Annotated in this window: 19 protein-coding genes and 1 tRNA gene; 6 read left to right on the top strand and 14 right to left on the bottom strand. The window is 64.7% G+C overall.

The window, feature by feature from the left end; genetic code table 11:
• The first annotated feature begins 171 nt into the window (after positions 1–171).
• From IQ24_RS06955 to IQ24_RS06945, 3 genes are read left to right on the top strand one after another with little or no spacing between them, the layout of a single operon-like run.
• Entirely contained in the window at positions 172–1,080 is a 909-nt protein-coding gene (locus IQ24_RS06955; protein WP_158637489.1) for a DUF4123 domain-containing protein, read from the top strand.
• Positions 1,064–2,431, top strand: a complete 1,368-nt coding sequence (locus IQ24_RS06950) for a hypothetical protein (RefSeq protein WP_145397072.1) — start codon at positions 1,064–1,066, stop codon at positions 2,429–2,431. The genes IQ24_RS06955 and IQ24_RS06950 overlap by 17 nt, the downstream gene beginning before the upstream one ends.
• Positions 2,432–2,434: 3 nt before the next feature.
• Positions 2,435–3,571 (top strand): hypothetical protein, encoded by a 1,137-nt coding sequence (locus IQ24_RS06945; protein ID WP_145397071.1) that lies wholly within the window; start codon positions 2,435–2,437, stop codon positions 3,569–3,571.
• On the opposite strand, the gene IQ24_RS06940 is transcribed toward IQ24_RS06945, so the two are convergent.
• Together IQ24_RS06940 and IQ24_RS06935 are read right to left on the bottom strand one after the other, a co-directional pair.
• Entirely contained in the window at positions 3,568–4,224 is a 657-nt protein-coding gene (locus IQ24_RS06940) for a GNAT family N-acetyltransferase (RefSeq protein WP_145397070.1), read from the bottom strand. The two genes, IQ24_RS06945 and IQ24_RS06940, sit on opposite strands and share 4 nt — an antisense overlap.
• Positions 4,225–4,311: 87 nt before the next feature.
• Positions 4,312–5,244 (bottom strand): LysR family transcriptional regulator, encoded by a 933-nt coding sequence (locus tag IQ24_RS06935; protein ID WP_145397069.1) that lies wholly within the window; start codon positions 5,242–5,244, stop codon positions 4,312–4,314.
• 126 nt (positions 5,245–5,370) lie between these two features.
• On the opposite strand from IQ24_RS06935, the gene lhgO reads away from it, so the two are divergent.
• Together lhgO and IQ24_RS06925 are read left to right on the top strand one after the other, a co-directional pair.
• Positions 5,371–6,573, top strand: coding sequence for an L-2-hydroxyglutarate oxidase (lhgO, locus tag IQ24_RS06930; protein WP_199756503.1), 1,203 nt, complete (start codon positions 5,371–5,373; stop codon positions 6,571–6,573).
• Positions 6,574–6,652: 79 nt separating this feature from the next.
• Entirely contained in the window at positions 6,653–8,032 is a 1,380-nt protein-coding gene (locus IQ24_RS06925; RefSeq protein ID WP_145397067.1) for an aspartate aminotransferase family protein, read from the top strand.
• A gap of 47 nt (positions 8,033–8,079) precedes the next feature.
• On the opposite strand, the gene IQ24_RS06920 is transcribed toward IQ24_RS06925, so the two are convergent.
• From IQ24_RS06920 to gltX, 3 genes are all read right to left on the bottom strand, one after another.
• Positions 8,080–9,393: an SAM-dependent methyltransferase gene (locus tag IQ24_RS06920; protein ID WP_145397066.1), complete on the bottom strand. Its 1,314-nt coding sequence runs from the start codon at positions 9,391–9,393 to the stop codon at positions 8,080–8,082.
• A 195-nt stretch (positions 9,394–9,588) separates the two neighbouring features.
• Positions 9,589–9,665 (bottom strand) — tRNA-Met (locus IQ24_RS06915).
• Between the two features lie 158 nt (positions 9,666–9,823).
• The gene (gene gltX, locus IQ24_RS06910; RefSeq protein WP_145397065.1) at positions 9,824–11,149 is read right to left on the bottom strand and encodes a glutamate--tRNA ligase; all 1,326 of its coding nucleotides are present in this window, start codon (positions 11,147–11,149) and stop codon (positions 9,824–9,826) included.
• Between the two features lie 78 nt (positions 11,150–11,227).
• On the opposite strand from gltX, the gene IQ24_RS06905 reads away from it, so the two are divergent.
• Positions 11,228–11,635, top strand: coding sequence for a metallopeptidase family protein (locus tag IQ24_RS06905; RefSeq protein ID WP_145397064.1), 408 nt, complete (start codon positions 11,228–11,230; stop codon positions 11,633–11,635).
• Positions 11,636–11,659: 24 nt separating this feature from the next.
• Here IQ24_RS06905 and IQ24_RS06900 read toward each other — a convergent pair whose 3' ends face one another.
• From IQ24_RS06900 to rnpA, 9 genes are all read right to left on the bottom strand, one after another.
• A complete protein-coding gene (locus tag IQ24_RS06900) occupies positions 11,660–12,178 on the bottom strand; it encodes a SixA phosphatase family protein (RefSeq protein WP_145397063.1) in 519 nt (172 codons plus the stop codon).
• A 136-nt stretch (positions 12,179–12,314) separates the two neighbouring features.
• Positions 12,315–13,214 (bottom strand): acetylglutamate kinase, encoded by a 900-nt coding sequence (argB, locus tag IQ24_RS06895; protein WP_145397118.1) that lies wholly within the window; start codon positions 13,212–13,214, stop codon positions 12,315–12,317.
• Between the two features lie 72 nt (positions 13,215–13,286).
• A complete protein-coding gene (gene yihA / locus IQ24_RS06890) occupies positions 13,287–13,937 on the bottom strand; it encodes a ribosome biogenesis GTP-binding protein YihA/YsxC (RefSeq protein ID WP_145397062.1) in 651 nt (216 codons plus the stop codon).
• The gene (locus tag IQ24_RS06885) at positions 13,934–14,680 is read right to left on the bottom strand and encodes an MOSC domain-containing protein (protein WP_145397061.1); all 747 of its coding nucleotides are present in this window, start codon (positions 14,678–14,680) and stop codon (positions 13,934–13,936) included. Before IQ24_RS06885 ends, yihA begins: the two co-directional genes overlap by 4 nt.
• Positions 14,677–16,566 (bottom strand): membrane protein insertase YidC, encoded by a 1,890-nt coding sequence (gene yidC / locus IQ24_RS06880; protein WP_145397060.1) that lies wholly within the window; start codon positions 16,564–16,566, stop codon positions 14,677–14,679. Before yidC ends, IQ24_RS06885 begins: the two co-directional genes overlap by 4 nt.
• A gap of 226 nt (positions 16,567–16,792) precedes the next feature.
• Positions 16,793–18,085 carry an EAL domain-containing protein gene (locus IQ24_RS06875; RefSeq protein WP_145397059.1) on the bottom strand — a complete coding sequence of 431 codons (1,293 nt, stop codon included), beginning with the start codon at positions 18,083–18,085 and terminating at the stop codon, positions 16,793–16,795.
• A gap of 58 nt (positions 18,086–18,143) precedes the next feature.
• Positions 18,144–19,085 (bottom strand): tRNA 2-thiocytidine(32) synthetase TtcA, encoded by a 942-nt coding sequence (ttcA, locus tag IQ24_RS06870; RefSeq protein WP_242007965.1) that lies wholly within the window; start codon positions 19,083–19,085, stop codon positions 18,144–18,146.
• 84 nt (positions 19,086–19,169) lie between these two features.
• The gene (yidD, locus tag IQ24_RS06865; protein ID WP_145397058.1) at positions 19,170–19,421 is read right to left on the bottom strand and encodes a membrane protein insertion efficiency factor YidD; all 252 of its coding nucleotides are present in this window, start codon (positions 19,419–19,421) and stop codon (positions 19,170–19,172) included.
• Positions 19,418–19,813 (bottom strand): ribonuclease P protein component, encoded by a 396-nt coding sequence (rnpA, locus tag IQ24_RS06860; protein ID WP_145397057.1) that lies wholly within the window; start codon positions 19,811–19,813, stop codon positions 19,418–19,420. Before rnpA ends, yidD begins: the two co-directional genes overlap by 4 nt.
• Positions 19,814–19,832 lie beyond the last annotated feature (19 nt).

The following is a 19,832-nucleotide window of genomic DNA, read 5'->3' as shown; positions in this document are numbered from 1 at the left end:
TCCCCGCGTCACTTCGCTTCGGGCTGGTCATTCAACAGCTTGAACGCCATAGTGACGCCAGTTTTTCAGCCGGTGCCGCCTATGTTCGATCCGTGGTTATTGCCAGTCTCTGACGATCCCCAGCCGCGATCCGCGCCGCAGAAAACCACTCTTGAAGGGGTTCAGCCTCTGGTGCGGCAGATCGGGGTCTGGCCCCGCCCGACGGTCCCTGACGCCCTGCATCCATGGCTCTTTGGCGATCCCGCCCAGCGCAGCTTTGCCCTGCTGGACGCTGCCCGCATCCGCTTCCTACCCGAGCGCCTGCGCCAATCCGGCCTGCCGCATGCTTGCCTGTTCGACGGCACCACCGCCGAGGATCTGGCCGATACCGCGCCCTGGCTGGTGGAACTGGCCGATGGCAATGACTTCACCCGCAGCCTTTTCACCCGGGGCGATGCGCACCGCGACCTGTGGGATGCCGAGGCGGGGGTGTTCCTGCGCTCGCCCCTGCCCCTGCATGAGGTGCGCGCCCATCTGCGCAAGCTGACCCGGCTGTGTGATGAAGAGGGCGAGTGGTTCTATCTGCGCTTTTGCGACCCGCTTTACGCCCGCCACCTGCTGACACATGGCTCGGAAGAGATGCGGGCGCGTCTGTTGCGCAGCGGCCCGATGATGATGCGCGGCCCGCAGGACGGCCAGATGCTGATCTGGACGCCACCCGCTCAGCCCGATGATCTGGCCCCCCGCCGCGCGCTTCTTTTGCGCGTGCAGGACAGGCAGGCGCTGAAACTGGCGCGGCTGGAAAGCTTCACCACACGCATGATCGCCTGGCTGACCGAAGCCTATGGCCCCCTGCCCGAGCAGATCGACACGCCGCATTTTGTCGGCCAGTTGGTGCTGCATGGGCAGGATCAACTGGGCCTGACGAATGAACGTCAGGTCGCAGATTACGTCGCCGCCTCATGGCTGCTGCGCACGCCCGCCGAGCGGGTGCTGGACTTCACCCCCATCGGCCATGAGATCCCGCAGGCCACGCTTGAGCGGATCCACGACGAAGCCTACGAGATTTCAAGAAAGAGTGCCCATGTTCGCGTATCTTGACCAGCACCGCATCATCCTGCGCCAGACAGCCGAACCGGGCGGGCGGGCGCCGAACCATTTCTCGACCCAGACGAGCGCTGCGACCTCGAAGCCGCAGGAATGCCACCGCTGCCAATGCGAGAAGCTTTACCCCGAGATCATGTCCCGCATCCTGCGCGTCCGGAATCTGTGCTCGGACCGGGGCGGCTCGTGCTCGGTCGAGAATTTCTCGGCCTTCCGGCGGCGCAACAATGCGATCTCGGCCGATTATGCGCGCATCTATCTGAAGACCACGGGCGAGGCGAAGCGCCTGAAATTCGCGGGCGGCGCGGCACTTGGGTCGACCCATATCGGCTATGGCATGGATCTGGCCGCGAAGATGCTGCGCAGCTGGGGCACCAGTGCCGGAAAGGGGCAGACGCCCGATCTGGTTCTGGATGACGGCACGGGCATCGTGAACGACGGGCTGGCGGGCGATCTGATCGACTGGAAAGAGGCAGGCTCGCGCCTGTTTGCCAGCGTCTCCTACGCGGACACGCTGATCGGCCTGCGCAGGCTGGTCTATGGCAACCTGGCCATCTACATGGACCTCGGCGCGGTGCTGCATTTCTGCCAGATGCACGAAGAGCGCTTTCACTTCTTCCGCGACGGCAAGGTCGAGGAATTCATCGAATGTTTCGACCATTTCGTGAATTACGTGAAGGACAAGCACCGCGACGACCATGAGGTCTATGGCCCGCAAGGCACCTTCGGCTCACCCAAGGGGGGCTTTCTGCGCGACGGCCTGCGCGGTGTGGCCCGCAACAATCTTGAGGCGTCGCTCTCGATCATCGACCACGAACAGCGCCACATCCTTGAGGACCTGATGTATGTGGTCAAGCCCGCCATCACCGGCGGCGCGATCCATTCTCAGCTGGGCGGCGCGCGGGGCGATACGCAGTTTCGCAACTTCATGAACGCGCTCGACAGCGTGCCCTACAAGGACCGCTACGGCAGCAATCCCGATTTCACCGGCATCCGGGCCGTTCTGGCCGCGACGCCCCTACCCTACCGCATTGTCACCGGGATCAGCGGTCCGGGTTCCTACAACACCATCGTCATGGGCAAGCAGCCCTTCATGCTGCCCTTCATGGGCGGGAACTTTGCCAACCCGAACGTCCGCACGCCCTGGTTCAAAGAGGTCGTGCGTCATTTCGTACGGGCCGAGAATGAGCAGTTCAGCTGGCCGTCAAGCTCCCCCCCCTATGTGCAGCAGTACTTCTACAAGGATTCCAACACACCTGCGAAAGCGGCCGAGATCAACGCGGCGAGCCCTCCGAAGCTGAGGCCGATCCTCTATGCCGAGATCGCCGCAGTCGCCGGGCGAGGATGAGGGATGCGGCCGCTGTCCCGCCGTCTTGGCCCGGCCCTTCTGGCGCTCATGCTGGCGGTGGGGGCCGCAGCGGATCAGCCTGCGGAGGGTCAGATGCCGGTGCTTGAACTGAAAGCGGGTGAGCCGTTGGGCGATGCGATGGCGCGCTCCTCGATGAAGATCGAGGTGGGCATTCTGCCCGACCTGCAAGGCCTCTACCTGCCGCCGCTTCAGGACTGGAATGCCGAGCGTTACCAGATCCGCCTGCTGGGCGGGGCGGACAGATCGGTGCTGATCGACTGGACGCCGTTCAGCGGCACGATCTGGCTGACCGCCGGGCTGATCGACCAGATCAAGCTGGAATTCATGAACTTTCATCTGACCCGCGCCGACAGCGACGACTGGGTCCGGCCCAATGACACGCTGGATCGGCCTGCTGGCGACCTGAAGGGCGAGATCGACGCCATCGTCCAGATCTATCAGGCCGTCATGGCGCTGGACCCCGTGCCCTCGGACATCACCTCCTGCTATCACAACGCCCGCCGGGATGAGCTGCTGGAGGGTGAGCTTGCCGACAGCAAGGCGGGCACCTGCAAGGATGTGACCGTCCTTAACGAACGGCTGACGCCGGAGGCCCTGCGCGCGGCCCTGACCGAGTTTCACGCAGCCGTCGAAAAGACCCGTCAGGACGATCCCAAGGCCGCCGAGCGGACGCCGCCCGCCCTGAACCTTGGCCAATGGTGGCTGGCAAACGGCAATCTGGTGATGATGCGGGTGCTGCCGCAAAGCGAGGTGCCCTTCCAGTCCGGCCAGAGCCGCCCCATCCGGCTGGCCCTGTCGCTGGATGTGCGCGAGTTCTATCGCACCGGCGTCGCCAGTCTGATCGCGACCTGTTTCGACCAGCAGGCGATCTTTCCCGACCGCATCCTTTATACGCAGGAACAGGCCGCCCATATCGTGAACGGCCTGATTGCGATGATGTATCCGCCGGTGGTCGACGGCCGCACCTTGAGTGATGAGATCGAGATCCAGAACGTCGACTGGACGGCCAAGCGCGACGAGTTCTGGAACGACGCCGCCAGCCGCGAAAGCTTCTGCGCCGAATTGCTGCGGCTGCAGGATGAGGCGGGCTACAAGGGCCCGCGCCCGCCTTTGCGTTAACTCAGGTCCAGCTTGCTGCGTTGCTGCCCGTTCTCGTCGAAATTCGAGGGCGCGAGCCAGCGTTCATAGCCCGCCCGCAGGCGCGGCCATTCCTGATCCAGCATGGCAAACCATGCGGTGTCGCGGTTCAGCCCCTTGACGACCATATGCTGACGGAACACGCCCTCGAAGCGGAAGCCAAACCGTTCGGCCGCGCGTTTCGACGGCAGGTTCAGGTCGTTGCACTTCCATTCGAAGCGGCGATAGCCCAGCGAGAACACGTAATCGGCGAACAGAAACAGCGCCTCGGTCGCCACGCGGCTGCGCGAGATGGCGGGCCCCCACAGGATATTGCCGATCTCGGCCACGCCATGGGTGGTGTCGATGCGCATCAGCGCCTGCCGCCCCTCGGCCCGGCCCGTGGCCTTGTCGATCACCGCAAAAAACATCGGGTCAGAGCTGGCGCGGGCCTTCTCGATCCATTGATCGAAATCGGCGCGGTCCTGCGGCACCTCCTCGAACAGATAGCGGAAGCGGTCATCGCCGCCGGGCGCAGAAGCGGCCTCGTAAAGCGAGGGCGCGTGTTCGGGCGACAGCGGCTCCAGCCTGCAATATGCGCCCTCCAGCGTGGTCAGTTGCGGGCGCGGCACGCCGGTCCAGTTCGCCAGTTCCATATCGGTCCCCTCATGTTTCCGGGGCAGACTGCGCGCAGGCGGGCGTCGCGCATAGGTCCAGATGAGCCGCAGTGACAGGTCCAATCGTCACTGGTCGTTGCGCAGCTCATCCATGATCATGCCGCGAAAGATCGCGCCGCCCAGACCCAGCGGGCGAGCCTTGCGATGGATCAGATAGCACATGTTCCGGGTCTGGCCATCGGCCACATGCAGCTGGCGCACCGCCCCCTTTTCCACCCAATAGCGGGCGAATTCATTCGGCACGATCCCCAGGAAACGCGAGGACAGCACCAGAATCATCCGCGACAGAATCGTCGGCGCATAGGCCCGGATCGCCAGCCCCTCGACGAATTTGCTGAAGGCCTGTTCCTGCATCACCTCGGCGGCGACGAAATCATGGCGGCGCAATTCCTCATAGGTTAGCGCGGCATCGTCGCGGTCGAACAGCGGATGATCGCGACCGCAGAAAATCCCCATCTGCTCGGTGCAGACGGGCGTCGCCTCCAGCGCCTCGCTGTGGCGGATGAGCGCCGTGAAGCCCAGATCGGCCGAGCCTTCCAGCACCGCCGAATAGACATGCTCGGAGGAGGTCATGCGGATGTTCAGTTTCAGATCCGGATAACGATCGCTGATCCGGGCGACGGCGCGCGCCAGCGGATCGGCAAATTCGAAGACGAAGCTGTCATCGGCGAACATGGTGATTTCGTCTTCCAGCTTATGCGTCGCCGCGCCGACAAAATCCGCGAAGCGACCGATTTCGGCCAGCAGTTGCACGGCGGCGGAGTGGACCATATGCCCCTGCTCGGTCAGCCGAAAGCCCGAGCGTCCGCGTTCGCACAAACGCAGGCCTAGCCGCTCTTCCAGCCGGGTCAGCCCCAGGCTGATCGCGGATTTCCCCTTGCCCAGACGCGCCTGCGCGGCGGTCAGCCCGCCCGCCTCGACGATTTCGACGAAATCGCGCAGACCCGCAATGTCGCTGTCCGAGATCTTGCCGCGAAAGGCCTTGAGTGGCTGGCTCATCCCCAACTCCGTGCTTTTCGCGATGGTTTGCAGAAGGCCAAACCTTGGTCAAGCACTCCGATATCGAACGGCACCGAAATCCAAGCTAGGCAGGAAGGGTAATCGCCCCGGATCATGGCGGACAGCGTGGCAGAACAGGACATCATCGTCATTGGCGCGGGCATCGTCGGGCTGGCGACGGCGCGGCATCTGCTGGCTTCACGCCCGGGCCTGCGCATTCTGGTGATCGAGAAAGAGCTGGCCCCCGGCACGCATCAGACCGGCCATAATTCGGGCGTCATCCATGCGGGCATCTATTACGCGCCTGGCAGCCTGAAGGCGCGACTTTGCAAGGAAGGGGCCGAGGCGACGCGGCGCTTTTGCGCCCAGAACGACATCCCCTTTGACAGCTGCGGCAAGCTGATCGTCGCGACCGATGCAGCCGAATTGCCACGCCTTGATGCGCTGCGCGAGCGTGCAGAGCAGAACGGGCTGGAGTTCCGCATGATCGGCGTCGCCGAACTGGCCGAGATCGAGCCGAATGTCGCAGGCGTCGGCGCGCTTCTCAGCCCCGCCAGCGGCATTGTCGATTACGGCCAGATCTGCCGCGTGCTGCGCGACCGGCTGGCCGAGGAAGGCGTGACCTTCCAGTTCGGCGCGAAGGTCACGGGCCTGCGGGAAACGCCCGATATGGTGACGGTCAAGACCGATCAGGGCGATCATTCCGCGCGCTGTCTGGTGGCCTGCGCCGGGCTGCAGGCGGACCGCATTGCGGCGATGTCGGGCCTTGCCGATGACTTCCGCATCATCCCCTTCCGCGGCGAATATTACCGGCTGGCACCCGACGCCAGCGATCTGGTTGAGCGGCTGATCTATCCCGTCCCGGACCCGTCCCTGCCTTTTCTGGGCGTGCATCTGACCAAGATGATCGGCGGCTACACCACGGTCGGCCCGAATGCCGTCCTGTCGCTGGGGCGAGAGACCTATGGCGGCAACCGCATGGTGCCCGAGGACGCCCGCGCCACCTTCGGCTTTCCGGGCTTCTGGAAGCTCATGGCCCGCTCGGTCCGGCCGGGGCTGCAAGAACTGCGCGGCACCCTGTCGCGCCGCACCTATCTTGAGCGCTGCCGCCGCTATTGCCCTGCCCTGACGCTTTCGGACCTGCAACCCCATGCGCCGGGCATCCGCGCACAGGCGGTCGGGCGCGACGGGCGTATGATCGACGATTTCCTGCTGCGCGAGACGCGGCGCACCATCCACACCTGCAACGCGCCTTCGCCCGCCGCGACCTCGGCCTTCCCCATCGGGGCCGAGATCGGCGGCCGCGTGCTGGACAAACTGAACACATGACCCGCAGCCTGCGGCAGGCGTATCCTGACCGCAGCCGGATCTTACATAAACCGAATTTCACATAAGACGGAGAGGACCCATGAACGAGCTTACGAACTTCGACCAGACCGCAGAAGCCCGCGACATCGCCTATCACATGCACGCCTATACCAATGCCGTGCGCCATGCCGAGGTCGGCCCGATGATCATCGAGGGCGGTGAGGGCATCTATGTCGAGGACAACGAAGGCCGCCGCTATATCGAGGGCATGGCGGGTCTGTGGAGCGTGGGCGTCGGCTTCAACGACCAGCGCCTGATCAAGGCCGCGACCGATCAGCTGCAGAAGCTGCCCTTCTATCACAATTTCGGCCATAAAAGCCACGCGCCCGCCATCGATCTGGCCGAGCAGCTGATCGCCATCGCGCCCGTCCCGATGAGCAAGGTGTTCTATACGAACTCGGGCTCCGAGGCGAATGACACCGTGCTGAAGATGATCTGGTACCGCTCGAACGCGATGGGCAAGCCCGAGAAGAAGAAGGTCATCTCGCGCATGCGGGGCTATCACGGCGTCACCATCGCCTCGGCCAGCCTGACCGGCCTGCCCAACAATCACAAATCCTTCGACCTGCCGATCGACCGCGTGCTGCACACCATGGCGCCGCATTTCTGGAAGGACGGCAACCCGGGCGAGACCGAGGAGGAATTCGCCACCCGCTGCGCCAATGAGCTTGAGGCCATGATCCAGCGCGAAGGCCCCGAAACCGTCGCCGCCTTCTGGGCCGAGCCGGTCATGGGCGCGGGCGGCGTCGTCGTGCCGCCGAAAACCTATTACGAGAAGATCCAGGCGGTGCTGGAGAAGCACGACATCCTGTTCGTCGCCGATGAGGTCATCTGCGGCTTCGGGCGCACCGGCAACATGTTCGGCAGCGAAACCATGGGCATCCGCCCCGATGTGATCGTCATGTCGAAGCAGATCACCTCCAGCTACATCCCCTTCTCGGCCATCATGATGAACGACCGCGTCTATGGCCCCATCGCCGAGGAAAGCAACCGCATCGGCACCTTCGGGCATGGCTTCACCGCTGGCGGTCACCCGCTGGGCGCGGCGGTCGCGCTGGCGAACCTGGCCGTCATTCAGGACAACGATCTGGTGGCGAATGCGCGCGACGTCGGCGCGCATCTGCTGGGACGCCTGCACGGCCTGGCCGACAGCCCGCTGGTCGGCGAAGTGCGCGGCATCGGCCTGATCGCGGCGGTCGAACTGGTCGAGGACAAGGCCACGAAATCGGTCTCGACCGCGGGCAAGCTGGGCGGGCTGATGAACAATGCGATGATGCGCAACGGCTTGATTTCGCGCAACATGTATGACGCCGTGGCCTTCTGCCCGCCGCTGATCATCACCCGCGCGCAGGCCGACGACCTGTTCGAGATCGTGGCGAAATCGCTGGGCGAGCTGGAAGCCGAATTGGGCGTCGCCTGAGTTTACGAAACGGACCGGGGCAGCCTTTCGCGGCTGGCCCGGTCGCCTCAACAGGCCAGAGACATCGGGAAATCCGGCCAATCCTCGGGCCATGCGGGGCCCGGGATGCCATGGCGGCATTCCAGCGATTCCAGCTGCGCCTCGGCCGCCGCGATATAGTCGCGGGTGATCGGCACGGCATCGCCGCGATGGGCGACCTGGATCTGAAAGACCACCATGCTGCCTTCGCGGAACGAGGCCTCGCTGCCCGCCAGATAGAACTCCCACATCCGGCAGAACGCCTCATCGTAAAGCGCCCGCGCCTCATCCCGCCGCGCCATGAAGGCCTTGCGCCAGGCCCGCAGCGTTTCTGCATAATGCAGGCGCAGGACCTCGATATCGGTGACGAACAGCCCCGCCTTCTCGACCGCGCGCATGACCTCGGACAGCGCCGGAATATAGCCCCCCGGGAAGATGTAGCGCTGCAGGAAAGGGTTGGTCGCGCCCGGCGGCTCGGCCCGGCCGATGCTGTGCAGCAGCATGGTGCCATCCGGTCGCAGCATCCGGGCGCAGCGCCCGAAGAACTCGTCATAGTGGCTGATGCCGACATGTTCGAACATGCCGACCGAGACGATCCGGTCAAAGCTGCGGTCGATGTCGCGGTAATCCTGCAAGCGGAACGCCGCGCTGCCCCTGTCGACCTGCGCAGGGGGCGTCAGCCCCTCGGCCTCGGCACGGCGCAGTGCGACGGCCAGTTGCTCCTCGGACAGCGTCACGCCCTCGACATGCGCGCCCGCGACCCGCGCCAGATAAAGCCCCATGCCGCCCCAGCCGCAGCCGATGTCCAGAACCTCCATCCCCTCTTTCAGCATCAGCTTCGCCGCGATATGGCGTTTCTTCAGCAACTGCGCCATGGACAGCGAGGTTTGCGGCGTCGGGAAATAGGCGCAGGAATATTGCATGTCCGGGTCCAGAAACAGCCGGTAGAGATCCGCCGACAGGTCATAGTGCCGCTGCACATTGCCTAGCGCGCGGACCCGGGTGTTCAGCTGATGAATGCGCCGCTCGGCCATGCGCACCTTGTCGAGGGCCTTCATCCAGAAGACCGGCACCATCTCTCGGCCCGCGTTCAGATGGGCCAGCATGATCAGGTCGTAGACATCGCCCTCGACCATGTCGACGCGCCCGTCCATGTAGCATTCGCCCAGCTTCAGGACCGGGTTCAGCGCCACCGCACGCTCGGCCGAAGGGGTGTTGAAGCGCAGGGAGATCGGTTTACCCGTCCCGTCGCCGAAACGCGTACGCTTGCCCTTGCTGTCAATGACCGTCAGGTCGCCCACCTTGGCAAGTGTGCCCAGCAAAACCCGCAAAAGCCCATTCATCGCATCGCCGCCAAACTGGTTTCGACGAGGGCGTCCGGTCGGCCAGAGAGATCGGTCGGCACAAGGCACCGCTTAAAGCGTAACGCATGAAGGGGCGGAATGTTCCAAGCGCGCGCCCGAGGTTTGCGGCCATGCGCAAAATCGGCCTGCTTCCTGCAAGAAGCCGGTTGGTCTGTCGGGCGATATCGGGAAGTTTGGTAGCGGAGGAGGGACTTGAACCCCCGACACGCGGATTATGATTCCGCTGCTCTAACCAGCTGAGCTACTCCGCCACGGAGTGCGGCGGATGTACGGCGTGGCGCGCGGGGCGTCAAGAGGAAAGGGCGTCAAAATTCGATCTGGCGGCATCTTTCGCGCCGCCCGCCTTCAAGGCCAAGAAAAAAGCCGCCGAACAGGTCAGCGGCTTTTCCGTCATGGCAAACGCAGCCGATCAGCCGCGCGCGCGGACGACCTGCAGAAGCGGCATCAGATCCGCCATCTCGGGCCCATGCGCCTGGCCGGTCAGGGCCTTCCTCAGCGGCATGAACAGCCCCTTGCCCTTGCGGCCGGTGGCCTCTTTCACCCGCGCGGTGAACTCGGACCAACTGTTGTCGTCATAGGGCGGCGGCGGAAGCAAGGTCATCGCCTCACGGATGAAATCGGCATCCTCGGGGTCGATCACCGGCTCGGCCCCTTGCGAGAAGATTGTCCACCAGCCCGCCAGATCATCGAGCTTGGTGATGTTATGCGAGGCGACGCGCCAGAAACGCTCGGCCAGATCGGCTGGCACGCCAAGCGCGGAAATGCGGTCCTGCACCTCGGCGAAGGGGCGGGACTGGTTTGCCTCGCGGGTCAGCGGCAGCAGTTCCTCGGGATCGAACTTCGTCGGCGAGGCACCGAACTGCGACAGATCGAACCCGTCCGCGATCTCATTCAGCGTCATGCGCAACTCAACCGGCTGCGACGAACCCAGCCGCGCCATCATCGACAGCAGCGCTTCGGGCGCGATGCCGTTTTCACGCATATCGCGGATCGAGAGCGCACCGATGCGCTTCGACAGCTCCTCACCCTGTGCGCCGGTCAGCAGGCTGTGATGCGCGAATGCGGGCGTCGTGCCGCCAAGGGCACCGATGATCTGGATCTGCGTCGCGGTATTGGTCACATGGTCGGCACCCCGCACGATATGGGTCACACCCATATCCGTATCATCAACAGATGAAGCGAAGGTATACAGCACCTGCCCGTCCGCCCGGATCAACACCGGGTCGGAGACGCTGGCCGCGTCAATCGAGATGTCGCCCAGAATGCCGTCGGTCCAGTTGATCCGCTCCTGCTCCAGCAGGAAGCGCCAATAGCCCTCGCGGCCCTCGGCGCGGAGGCGGGCGATGTCGTCCTCCGAAAGGTTCAGCCCGGCGCGGTCATAGACCGGCGGCTTGCCCATGTTCAGCTGTTTCTTGCGCTTCAGGTCCAGCTCGGTCGGGGTCTCGAAAACCTCATAAAGCCGGTTCTTGCCGCGCAGCTGCTGGGCCGCCTCGGCATAGCGGTCCAGCCGGTCCGACTGCCGCTCGATCCGGTCCCAGGTCAGGCCCAGCCATTCAAGATCGCGCTGGATGCCGTCCGCATATTCCTGTTTCGACCGCTCGCGGTCGGTGTCATCAAGACGCAGGATGAACGTGCCCCCGGTCTTGCGGGCAATCAGATAGTTCATCAGCGCGGTGCGCAGGTTGCCCACATGGATATGTCCGGTGGGCGAAGGGGCGAAGCGGGTCGTGGTCATGGAGCATCTCCTGTCTGCTTCGCTCTTTCACAATGGCCCGATTTTGTCCATATCGAGGCTGGAAGATGAGGGATTGCCATGACCGACTGGAAGACCGCCAATGCTCCTGACGCAAGCGTCATCGAAGAGCTGGCCCGCGAAACCATTGCCGCCCTGCCCCCCGAATTCGCCGGTCCCGCCTCGACGGTTATCCTGCGGGTCGAGGAATTCGCCTCCGAGGAATTTCTGGACGAATTGCAGATCGATGATCCGCTGGAGCTGACCGGGCTTTACGACGGCATCCCGCTGACCGAGAAATCGGCGACCGATCCCCAGCATTTCCCCGACACCGTCTGGCTGTTCCGGCGCGCCATTCTGGACGAATGGGCCACGCGCGGGGATGTGTCGCTGGCGGCGCTGGTCTCGAATGTGGTGGTGCATGAATTCGCCCACCATTTCGGCTGGTCGGATGACGACATCGCGACCATCGACCGCTGGTGGGAATGAGGCGCGGGGCCGCCTGGCGCGGCCCTAGCGACGCCCGTCGAGGCGGACGAAATCCATCACGCTGCCCTCACCGGGGCGGACATCGGCCCAGTTGTCGGCCTGAAAATCGACAACCAGCGTGGCCGCCGTCGGATAACGGCGAAAATCGGGGTCAACCGGAACGCGCGCAGGCAGGCGCGCGGCAAATTCGGCAATGCCCGGATTGTGGCCAATCATCATCACCGTCGGTGCCTTGGCCGTGCGCAGGATCGCCAGCATCTGATCGGGCGAGGCCTGATACAGCCCGGCCTCGTAGCGCACTTCCGGCAGCACTTCGAGCGTCGCGGCAAAGGCCCCGTCCCAGGTTTCGCGCGTGCGCTGCGCGGTCGAGCACAGCACTTCCTCGGGCTCATAGCCACGGCTGGCCAGCCAGTCGCCCAGCTCTCGCGCCGAGCGGCGGCCGCGGTCGTTCAAGGGCCGGTCATGATCCTGTTGCGTGGGATCATCCCATGACGATTTCGCATGGCGGGTCAGGATCAGTCGGCAGTGTCCGAGAGCGGTCATCGAGGAGCCTTTTCGGCGATGCGGGGTCCAAGTTGAATGAACCTGCCACAGCTTTCGTCGGCGCGGCAAGCCCTGTCTTCATCACCGGATGACCGGGCGGTTTCCCGCCACGGTTGCGTCCGGCGGATCGAACGCGCTACAGCCCGGCGTCGCCCTGCCGCAGGCCACGCGGCTTGACGCGCGGTTCGGTCGTGCGGATCAGGCTGCCCGCACCATGTTCGGTGAAGAGTTCCAGCAGCGTGGCATTGGCGACGCGCCCGTCCAGGATGACCACGGCGCGCACGCCCTCATCAATGGCTTTCAGCGCGGTCTCGGTCTTGGGGATCATGCCGCCCGCAATCGTGCCATCGGCAATCATCGCGCGCACCTGTTCAGGGTGCATCTGGGTCAGCACCTCGCCATTCGCGTCCTTGACGCCCGAAACATCGGTCAGCAGCAGCAGCCGGTCGGCCTTCAGCGCGCCCGCGATCGCACCGGCAGCAGTGTCGCCGTTGACGTTGAAGGTCTCATTATCCTCCATCCCGGTCGCGACCGGGGCGATCACCGGAATGAGGCCCGCGTTGTAAAGATCGCGGATGATCTGGACGTTCATCTCGACCGGGCGGCCGACGAAGCCCAGTTCCGGGTCGTCCGCCTCGCAGACCATCAGGTCGTCATCCTTGCCCGAGATGCCGACAGCGCGGCCGCCTGCATCGTTGATCGCCTGCACGATCCGCTTGTTGACCAGACCCGAAAGCACCATCTCGACCACCTCGACGGTGGCTTTCGTCGTGACGCGCTTGCCGCGCACGAAACGGCTTTCGATGCCCAGCTTGTCCAGCAGCTGGTTGATCATCGGGCCGCCGCCATGCACCACGACCGGGTGGATGCCGACCTGCTTCATCAGCACGATGTCGCTGGCGAAGGCGGCCATCGCCTCATCATCGCCCATCGCATTGCCGCCGAATTTCACCACAACGACGGCACCTGAATACCGCTGCATGTAGGGCAAGGCTTCCGACAGCGTGCGCGCCGTCGCGATCCAGTCACGGTTCATGTTCTGCTTTCTCATTCCTTGACGCCTGTCCTGGCCGGTTCGTTGCGGCGCAGCCTAGGACGCAGGGCGCGATCAGTCCAGACCGGCAATAATCGCGCGCAGCGTGGCAATCCCCTGCCCCTTGTCCGAGCTGGTCACGACCAGTTCCGGGTAGGCGGCCGGGTGCTTTTGCAGCGCCTCTTCGACTTGGGCGATGGTCGCCGCCATCGCCTGTGCGCTGATCTTGTCGGCCTTGGTCAGCACGACCTGAAAGGGCACGGCCGAGCGGTCCAGAAGCTTCATGATCTCGTGATCGACGTCCTTGACCCCATGGCGGGAATCGATCAGCGCGAAGGCGCGGCGCAGCGTCGGGCGCCCGGCCAGATAGTTCTTCAGCAGCGCCTGCCATTTGGCGACCACCGCAACCGGAGCCTTAGCGAAGCCATAGCCCGGCAGGTCGACCAGATAGGATTGATCGCCCAAGGCGAAATAGTTGATCTCTTGCGTGCGGCCCGGCGTGTTCGAGGCCCGCGCCAGCGATTTACGCCCGGTCAGCGCGTTGATCAGGCTGGATTTGCCGACATTCGAGCGTCCGGCAAAGCAGACCTCGGGCCGGTCGGCGGGCGGCAACCCGTCCATCGCGACCACGCCCTTCACGAAATCGACGGGACCCGCGAACAGCAGGCGCGCATCCTCGGCCGCAGCGGCATCGGGCTCGGCGGCAAGCGGGAACGAGACCTTCACAGCCGCACCTCTGCGCCGGTGGAGATGTCGCCACCAGTCACCACCTCGGCATAGATGCCGAAGTTGCGGTGGCCGTAAAGGCGCTCAAGTGCGGCGGGCATGTCGATGTCGATCTCTCCGCTGTCGGTGTCGGCGCTGGTCGCCTCGCAGCGCCCGATGGCCTCGGTGACGCGCAATTCGACATCGCCGATGTTCAGGATCTGGCCGATCAGGTCAAGCTCATGCCCCGGCTCCCATCCCTCGACCCAGATGTTCGCGCGCCAGCGCTCGGTGCCCAGCTTGCGGCCAAGTTCGCCCTCAAGTGCGGCCAGACTGTCCAGCGACAGGAGCGAGATCCACGGCTGGGCCACATCCGTCCAGCCGGTCGGGCCGCGGACGATGCGCGTTGGCGCAGGCTTGCTGTCGGGCCAGAGCGGGCGCAGCCATGCGACCAGATCCGCGCCCTCGGTCTCGGGGTCGGCGGCGATATCGGGGCGCTGAGGGTGGCTGAGATGCAACCGGCCATCCTGCCAGCCGCCCTTCACCGCCTGCAGCGAGGCCGCTGCCGCACCGCGCAAAAAGCAGGATTTCGGCAGCCAGCGCGCGGGAACCTCGCCCGCGTGACGCTCACCACCTTCGGTCAGGACCGCCCATTCGCGATCCCCCGGCAGCCGACGGGCGGCCGAGAGGTGGACGGCGTCCAGCCCCTCGCCCCCGATCGACTTGACGGGATAGCGCCAGATCTGGGCGATCCTTGCGGTCATTTCTTGTCCTTCGCGGCCTTGCCGGCTTTCGACCCTTTCGAGCCCCGAATGTTGCCGAAGATGTCAGGCCGGTGGCCGTGCATGGACATGATCGAATACTGCTGGATGATGGTGATGGTGTTGTTCGCGATCCAGTAGAGCACCAGACCCGAGGCGAAACCGCCCAGCATCAGCATGAACACCCAGGGCATCCAGGCAAAGATCATCTTCTGCGCCGGATCGGCGGGGGCCGGGTTCAGCTTTTGCTGGATCCACATGGTGATGCCCAGGATGATCGCCAGCACCGGCAGCGCGAACGAGTGGAACAGCGTCCCCTGCGCCGGCGCGCCCCACCAGGGGATCAGGCCGAAGAGGTTCCACAGGCTTGACGGATCGGGCGCCGAAAGGTCGCGGATCCAGCCCAGCCACGGCGCCTGCCGCAGCTCGATGGTGACGAAGATCACCTTGTAGAGCGAGAAGAAGATCGGGATCTGCAGAAGCACCGGAAGACAGCCCGCAGCGGGGTTCACCTTCTCACGCTTGTAAAGCTCCATCACCTCTTTCTGGTACTTCATCCGGTCGTCGCCGGTCCGCTCCTTGATGGCCTCCATCTGCGGCTGCAGCTCCTTCATCTTCGCCATAGAGATGTAGGATTTGCGCGCCAGCGGGAAGACCAGCAGCTTCAGGATCACGGTCAGGGCGATGATTGACCAGCCCATGTTGCCGATCATGCCGTGCAGCCAGTGCAGCAGGCGGAAGATCGGCTTGGTCAGGAAGTAAAACCAGCCCCAGTCGATCGAGTCGACGAAGCGGTCGATGCCGGGCGTGGTCTGATAGGCGTTGATGTCCTCCCAGACCTTGGCACCGGCAAACAGATAGCTGGCGGCGGTGACGGTCGCGCCCGGAGCCACGGTCTGCACCGGCATCCGCGCCTCGGTCTGGTAGATGTCGCCGGCCGTGCCGTATTTCACCACGGCGGTGAAGGCCTGCCCGGGGGCCGGGGCCAGCGTCGTCATCCAGTATTTGTCGGTGAAGCCGATCCAGCCGTTGTTCTTGACCTCGATCAGCTCGGCCGGGCCTTCCGACCCCTGCGGGTCCAGCTTGGCGATGTCCTTGTACTTCACCTCCAGCAGTTTGCCGTCGGTCATGCCGACCGCGCCTTCGTGCAGGACGAAGAAGTTCTGCGTGTCCGGGCGACCGTGGCGCGCAAGAATGCCGTAGGGGGCCGCAGCAAAGGCGGCCGAACCGGTGTTTTCAATCGCCTGCGTGATGGTGAACAGGAACCGGTCGTCAAGCTCATAGGTGCGGCGGAAGATCTGGCCTGCACCGTTGTCCCAGCGCAGCGTGACCGGTTTGCCGGGGGCGAGCGTGTCGCCCGATTCGACCTGCCATTCGGTCGTCGGGCCGGGCACCAGCGCCGGATCGGTTCCGGCGGCGGGCATCCAGCCATAGACTGCATAATAGGGCTTCTGGACCACGGGCTGAAGATCGCCACCCGGTGCGACCGGCGAGCCTTCGGCCGCGAGCCCGGCCTGCGCGGTCGGGTTCAGCAGGCGCACGAAGGGCGAATTGCTGTCCAGCGTCTCGCGATAGCCCAGCAGTTCCAGATCGTCGATGCGGCCACCGGCCAGCGAGATCGTGCCCGAAAGCGAGGGCGAGCGGATGTCCACACGCGGCGCGTTCTGCGAAGGATCGGTCGAGGCCGTCGCCTGCCCTTGCGCCAAAGCCGGAGCGGCCCCGGGCTGCGGCGGCGCGGTCGCCGTCCCGTCGGTTGCGGCAGGCTGCGTCGCAGCCACCTGCTCGGTCGGCGGAGGAACCGGATCGGTTGCGAAAAAGAATGACCAGACCAGCATGACGAGGGCCGAAAGCACCATCGCCAGGATCAGGTTGCGGTTATTGTCTTGCATGCCGGTTCAGTCCTTCGCCGTGAATTCACCCGGAGGTTCGGGCCGCTTCAACAGAAGCCACCGGCAAAGGTCAAGCAAATTTGCCATATTCGCTGCCTGAGCCAGAGGATTTTCCGGCAGCATTTTCTATGGAAATTACGCGTGTCAGCCGCGATTTGAACATGATTTCGGAGGCTTCCGCGCGCTTCGCGATCCGGTGGCGCGTCGCGCGCGCATTTCGGCCAGTTCAGGCCTGCCGTCTGACCACCGGCAGGAGGGGCTGAAGCGGACGGTGCTGCATCAGGAATTGCTGCGCGCCCTCGGCCGTCAGCAGTGGCGCCACGGCATCCCCCTGCACCGCCGCAAGACCGATCTGGGCCAGAAAGGCGCGCTCATCGGTCGTGGCGACCCCATCGGCCAGCGTCTCAAGCCCCAGATGCTCGGCCAGGGCCAGAACGGCCAGGATCATGCGCTGCTGATCGGTCCGGTGATCGCAGCCTGCGGTGAATTCGCGCCCGAAGCGCACGCGCCGGATTTCGAACCGGCGCAGATTTTCCAGCGCGGCATTGGCGGTGCCGAAACCACCCAGGGTCAGCACGCAGCCTGCGTGGGCAAAGCGCAACAGGTTCTCGGTCACGGGAATCATGCCGCCATGCATGCCGATGCCGTCGCGCAGTTCGATCTCGAGCCGCGAGGGCGAAATGTCCAGCCGGTCAAGCTCCCACAGGATCGTTTCGGCCAGACGCTCGGCCCCCAGATCGCTGTCGCCCAGCGTGATCGACACGCGCGGCAGATCGACGCCCAGTCGCTCCCACGCCGGCATCTGCGCCAGCGCGCGCTTGACCATGGTCGAGGTGACGTCGGCCCGCATCTGGGCGTCCAGCCGGGGCAGCAGCTCATCCAGATCCATCATCCCGGCCTGCTGGTGATGCAGTTGGCCGACCGCCTTCATGGCAATCACCCGGCCGGTTTCGCAGCAGAGCTGGGGTTGATAGCGCAGCTCGATGTCGTCGGGCGCAAACCACGGATCGATGGTCGGGTCGATCTTTTGCGACGCCCCCGCATATTCGACAAAGCGGACCTGGCCGTGTTCGTTCAACGGGCTGCAGGTGGCCAGCATCTGACGACCAAACTCGATCAGCGCGTGATGATCGGCCTCGCCGGTTTCGTCACAGACAATGACCGCATTGATGATGGGCCGGATGGCGATGCCGCCCAGTTCAACCCGCTCTCGGCAAATGACCTCAAGCCCGGCGACCAGCGCAGGAATGGCGGCGTGCCGCCTGTCCGAGAGGATGCCGCAGATCTCGGCCCCCTCGGGCGGGCGGGGAAAAGGCAGCAGCCGCAGCTCGGCCCGCAGGCGGGCGACCAGATGACCCAACAGCTGACCCAGCAGCCTTGGCCCCAGCGAGCGGCGCAGGGTCGCCACCTCCTCGACCCGCAGCGCCAGCGCGAGCTGCGGCGCGGGGAAGACCATCGGCGTGCGCTTGCGCATCCCGCGAACCACACGTGCGGCCCGTCCCAAAATCCTGTTCGTCATTGCACACCCGACTCATCCATGTTGAGCCGATTGGTAACACCCCTGACTTGCTCGACGGTTAACGACGGCCCAAATCGGGAACGTCTAAATCCTTAAAATTCGACCCTTCCTCGCGATCCGCCGCTACTCCGGGGATCAAGGAGCTGAAATCAAACAGATTTGCATCGGGAAGATGCGAGGGGCGGACATTCATCAATGCCCGGAACATCACCTGGCGGCGGCCCGGCGCGCGGGTCTCCCACTCATCCAGCAGCTTCTTGACCTGCATCCGCTGCAGGCCCTCCTGACTGCCACACAGATCGCAAGGAATCACCGGATAGTTCATCGCGCGGGCGAAACGGTCGCAATCGGCCTCGGCCACGAAGGCCAAAGGCCGCAGCACGTTCAGGTCGCCCTCTTCGTTCAGAAGTTTCGGCGGCATCGAAGCCAGCCGTCCGCCGTGGAACAGATTCATGAAGAAAGTCTCGAGGATATCGTCGCGGTGGTGGCCCAGCACCACGGCCTGACAGCCCTCCTCACGCGCGATGCGGTAAAGATTGCCCCGCCGCAGGCGCGAGCAAAGCGCGCAATAGGTCCGGCCCGCCGGGACCTTTTCCTTCACGATGGAATAGGTGTCCTGATATTCGATGCGGTGCGGCACCTGCCGGTCGGTCAGGAACTCCGGCAGGACGGTCGCCGGAAAGCCCGGCTGGCCCTGATCGAGATTGCAGGCCAGAAGCTCGACCGGCAGCAGGCCGCGCCACTTCAGTTCATGCAGAACAGCCAGCAGCGTATAGCTGTCCTTGCCGCCCGACAGGCAGACCAGCCAGCGATCGCCAGGTCGGATCATGTCATAAGTCTCGATCGCCGCGCGGGTCTCGCGCACCAGACGCTTGCGCAGCTTGCGATACTCGGTCGAGGTGGGGGCGCCGCGAAACAGCGGGTGAATCTCGTTCAGATCCGAGGCGTCGGTGGCCTCATCCGGCAAACTGGCGTCAGCCTTGGCGATATCGTCCCGCATCACGGTGTGTCCTTGATCTGTTTGCCTTGGGGCCGCAACTCTGGCGTGACGGCTTGGTATCACGAGGGCGCATTTCGCGCCATTCTATCCCTGATCGCCGGGCGTCTGGCCGCGCCGGGGTGGCACCGGGTCGAAGCCCTGCCCGCCCCAGGGGTGGCAGCGGCAGATGCGGCGCAGGGTCAGCCAACCGCCGATCACGCCGCCATGCTGCGCGAGCGCGTCAAGCGCATAGGCCGAGCAGGTCGGCTGGAAGCGGCAGCCATGCCCGACCCAGGGGCTGGCGACCAGCCGGTAGGCCCGGACGGGCAGCGCCAGAACATGGGCAAGCGGGCTCATGCCCCCTGCCCTTTGGCGCGCGGATGCGGTTGCGGGCGCGCGTCATGGACCCGAGCCATCGCGGCCTTCAGTTCGGAACGCAGGTCAGCAAAGCTGCGGTCAATCGTCGCACCCGGACGGCCGACAAGGACGTAATCCCAGCCCTCGCGCCCCGTTGCAGGGATGATTTCGCGTGCCAAAGCCCGCAGACGGCGCTTGGCGCGATTGCGGGCGACCGCATTCCCGATCTTCTTGGAACAGGTATAGCCGACCCGGATCGGCGCGCCGGTTTCCGCGCCGGTTTCCTCGGGGCCACGCTCTCGGGCCTGCAGCAGAAAACCCGGCATTCCCTGCCGCCGCGCCGAAGCGGCACGCAGGAAATCGGCCCTTTTGCGCAAGGTCTCGATCGTCATAGTCAAAACACCAAAAACC

It is taken from the genome of Paracoccus sulfuroxidans (genome assembly GCF_007830335.1).
Classification (GTDB): Bacteria; Pseudomonadota; Alphaproteobacteria; order Rhodobacterales; family Rhodobacteraceae; genus Paracoccus; species Paracoccus sulfuroxidans.
The sequence above is the reverse complement of the archived record's forward strand: the minus strand, read 5'-3'. Positions and strand labels throughout refer to the sequence as shown.

What these genes read in the sequence shown, in the direction of transcription:
- IQ24_RS06950 (WP_145397072.1), top strand. Translation starts at nt 1,064, where the DNA reads ATGTTCGCGTATCTTGACCAGCACCGCATCATCCTGCGCCAGACAGCC.
- IQ24_RS06945 (WP_145397071.1), top strand. Translation starts at nt 2,435, where the DNA reads ATGCGGCCGCTGTCCCGCCGTCTTGGCCCGGCCCTTCTGGCGCTCATG.
- IQ24_RS06940 (WP_145397070.1), bottom strand. Translation starts at nt 4,224, where the DNA reads ATGGAACTGGCGAACTGGACCGGCGTGCCGCGCCCGCAACTGACCACG.
- IQ24_RS06935 (WP_145397069.1), bottom strand. Translation starts at nt 5,244, where the DNA reads ATGAGCCAGCCACTCAAGGCCTTTCGCGGCAAGATCTCGGACAGCGAC.
- IQ24_RS06925 (WP_145397067.1), top strand. Translation starts at nt 6,653, where the DNA reads ATGAACGAGCTTACGAACTTCGACCAGACCGCAGAAGCCCGCGACATC.
- IQ24_RS06920 (WP_145397066.1), bottom strand. Translation starts at nt 9,393, where the DNA reads ATGAATGGGCTTTTGCGGGTTTTGCTGGGCACACTTGCCAAGGTGGGC.
- gltX (WP_145397065.1), bottom strand. Translation starts at nt 11,149, where the DNA reads ATGACCACGACCCGCTTCGCCCCTTCGCCCACCGGACATATCCATGTG.
- IQ24_RS06905 (WP_145397064.1), top strand. Translation starts at nt 11,228, where the DNA reads ATGACCGACTGGAAGACCGCCAATGCTCCTGACGCAAGCGTCATCGAA.
- IQ24_RS06900 (WP_145397063.1), bottom strand. Translation starts at nt 12,178, where the DNA reads ATGACCGCTCTCGGACACTGCCGACTGATCCTGACCCGCCATGCGAAA.
- argB (WP_145397118.1), bottom strand. Translation starts at nt 13,214, where the DNA reads ATGAACCGTGACTGGATCGCGACGGCGCGCACGCTGTCGGAAGCCTTG.
- IQ24_RS06885 (WP_145397061.1), bottom strand. Translation starts at nt 14,680, where the DNA reads ATGACCGCAAGGATCGCCCAGATCTGGCGCTATCCCGTCAAGTCGATC.
- yidC (WP_145397060.1), bottom strand. Translation starts at nt 16,566, where the DNA reads ATGCAAGACAATAACCGCAACCTGATCCTGGCGATGGTGCTTTCGGCC.
- IQ24_RS06875 (WP_145397059.1), bottom strand. Translation starts at nt 18,085, where the DNA reads ATGACGAACAGGATTTTGGGACGGGCCGCACGTGTGGTTCGCGGGATG.
- ttcA (WP_242007965.1), bottom strand. Translation starts at nt 19,085, where the DNA reads ATGCGGGACGATATCGCCAAGGCTGACGCCAGTTTGCCGGATGAGGCC.
- yidD (WP_145397058.1), bottom strand. Translation starts at nt 19,421, where the DNA reads ATGAGCCCGCTTGCCCATGTTCTGGCGCTGCCCGTCCGGGCCTACCGG.
- rnpA (WP_145397057.1), bottom strand. Translation starts at nt 19,813, where the DNA reads ATGACGATCGAGACCTTGCGCAAAAGGGCCGATTTCCTGCGTGCCGCT.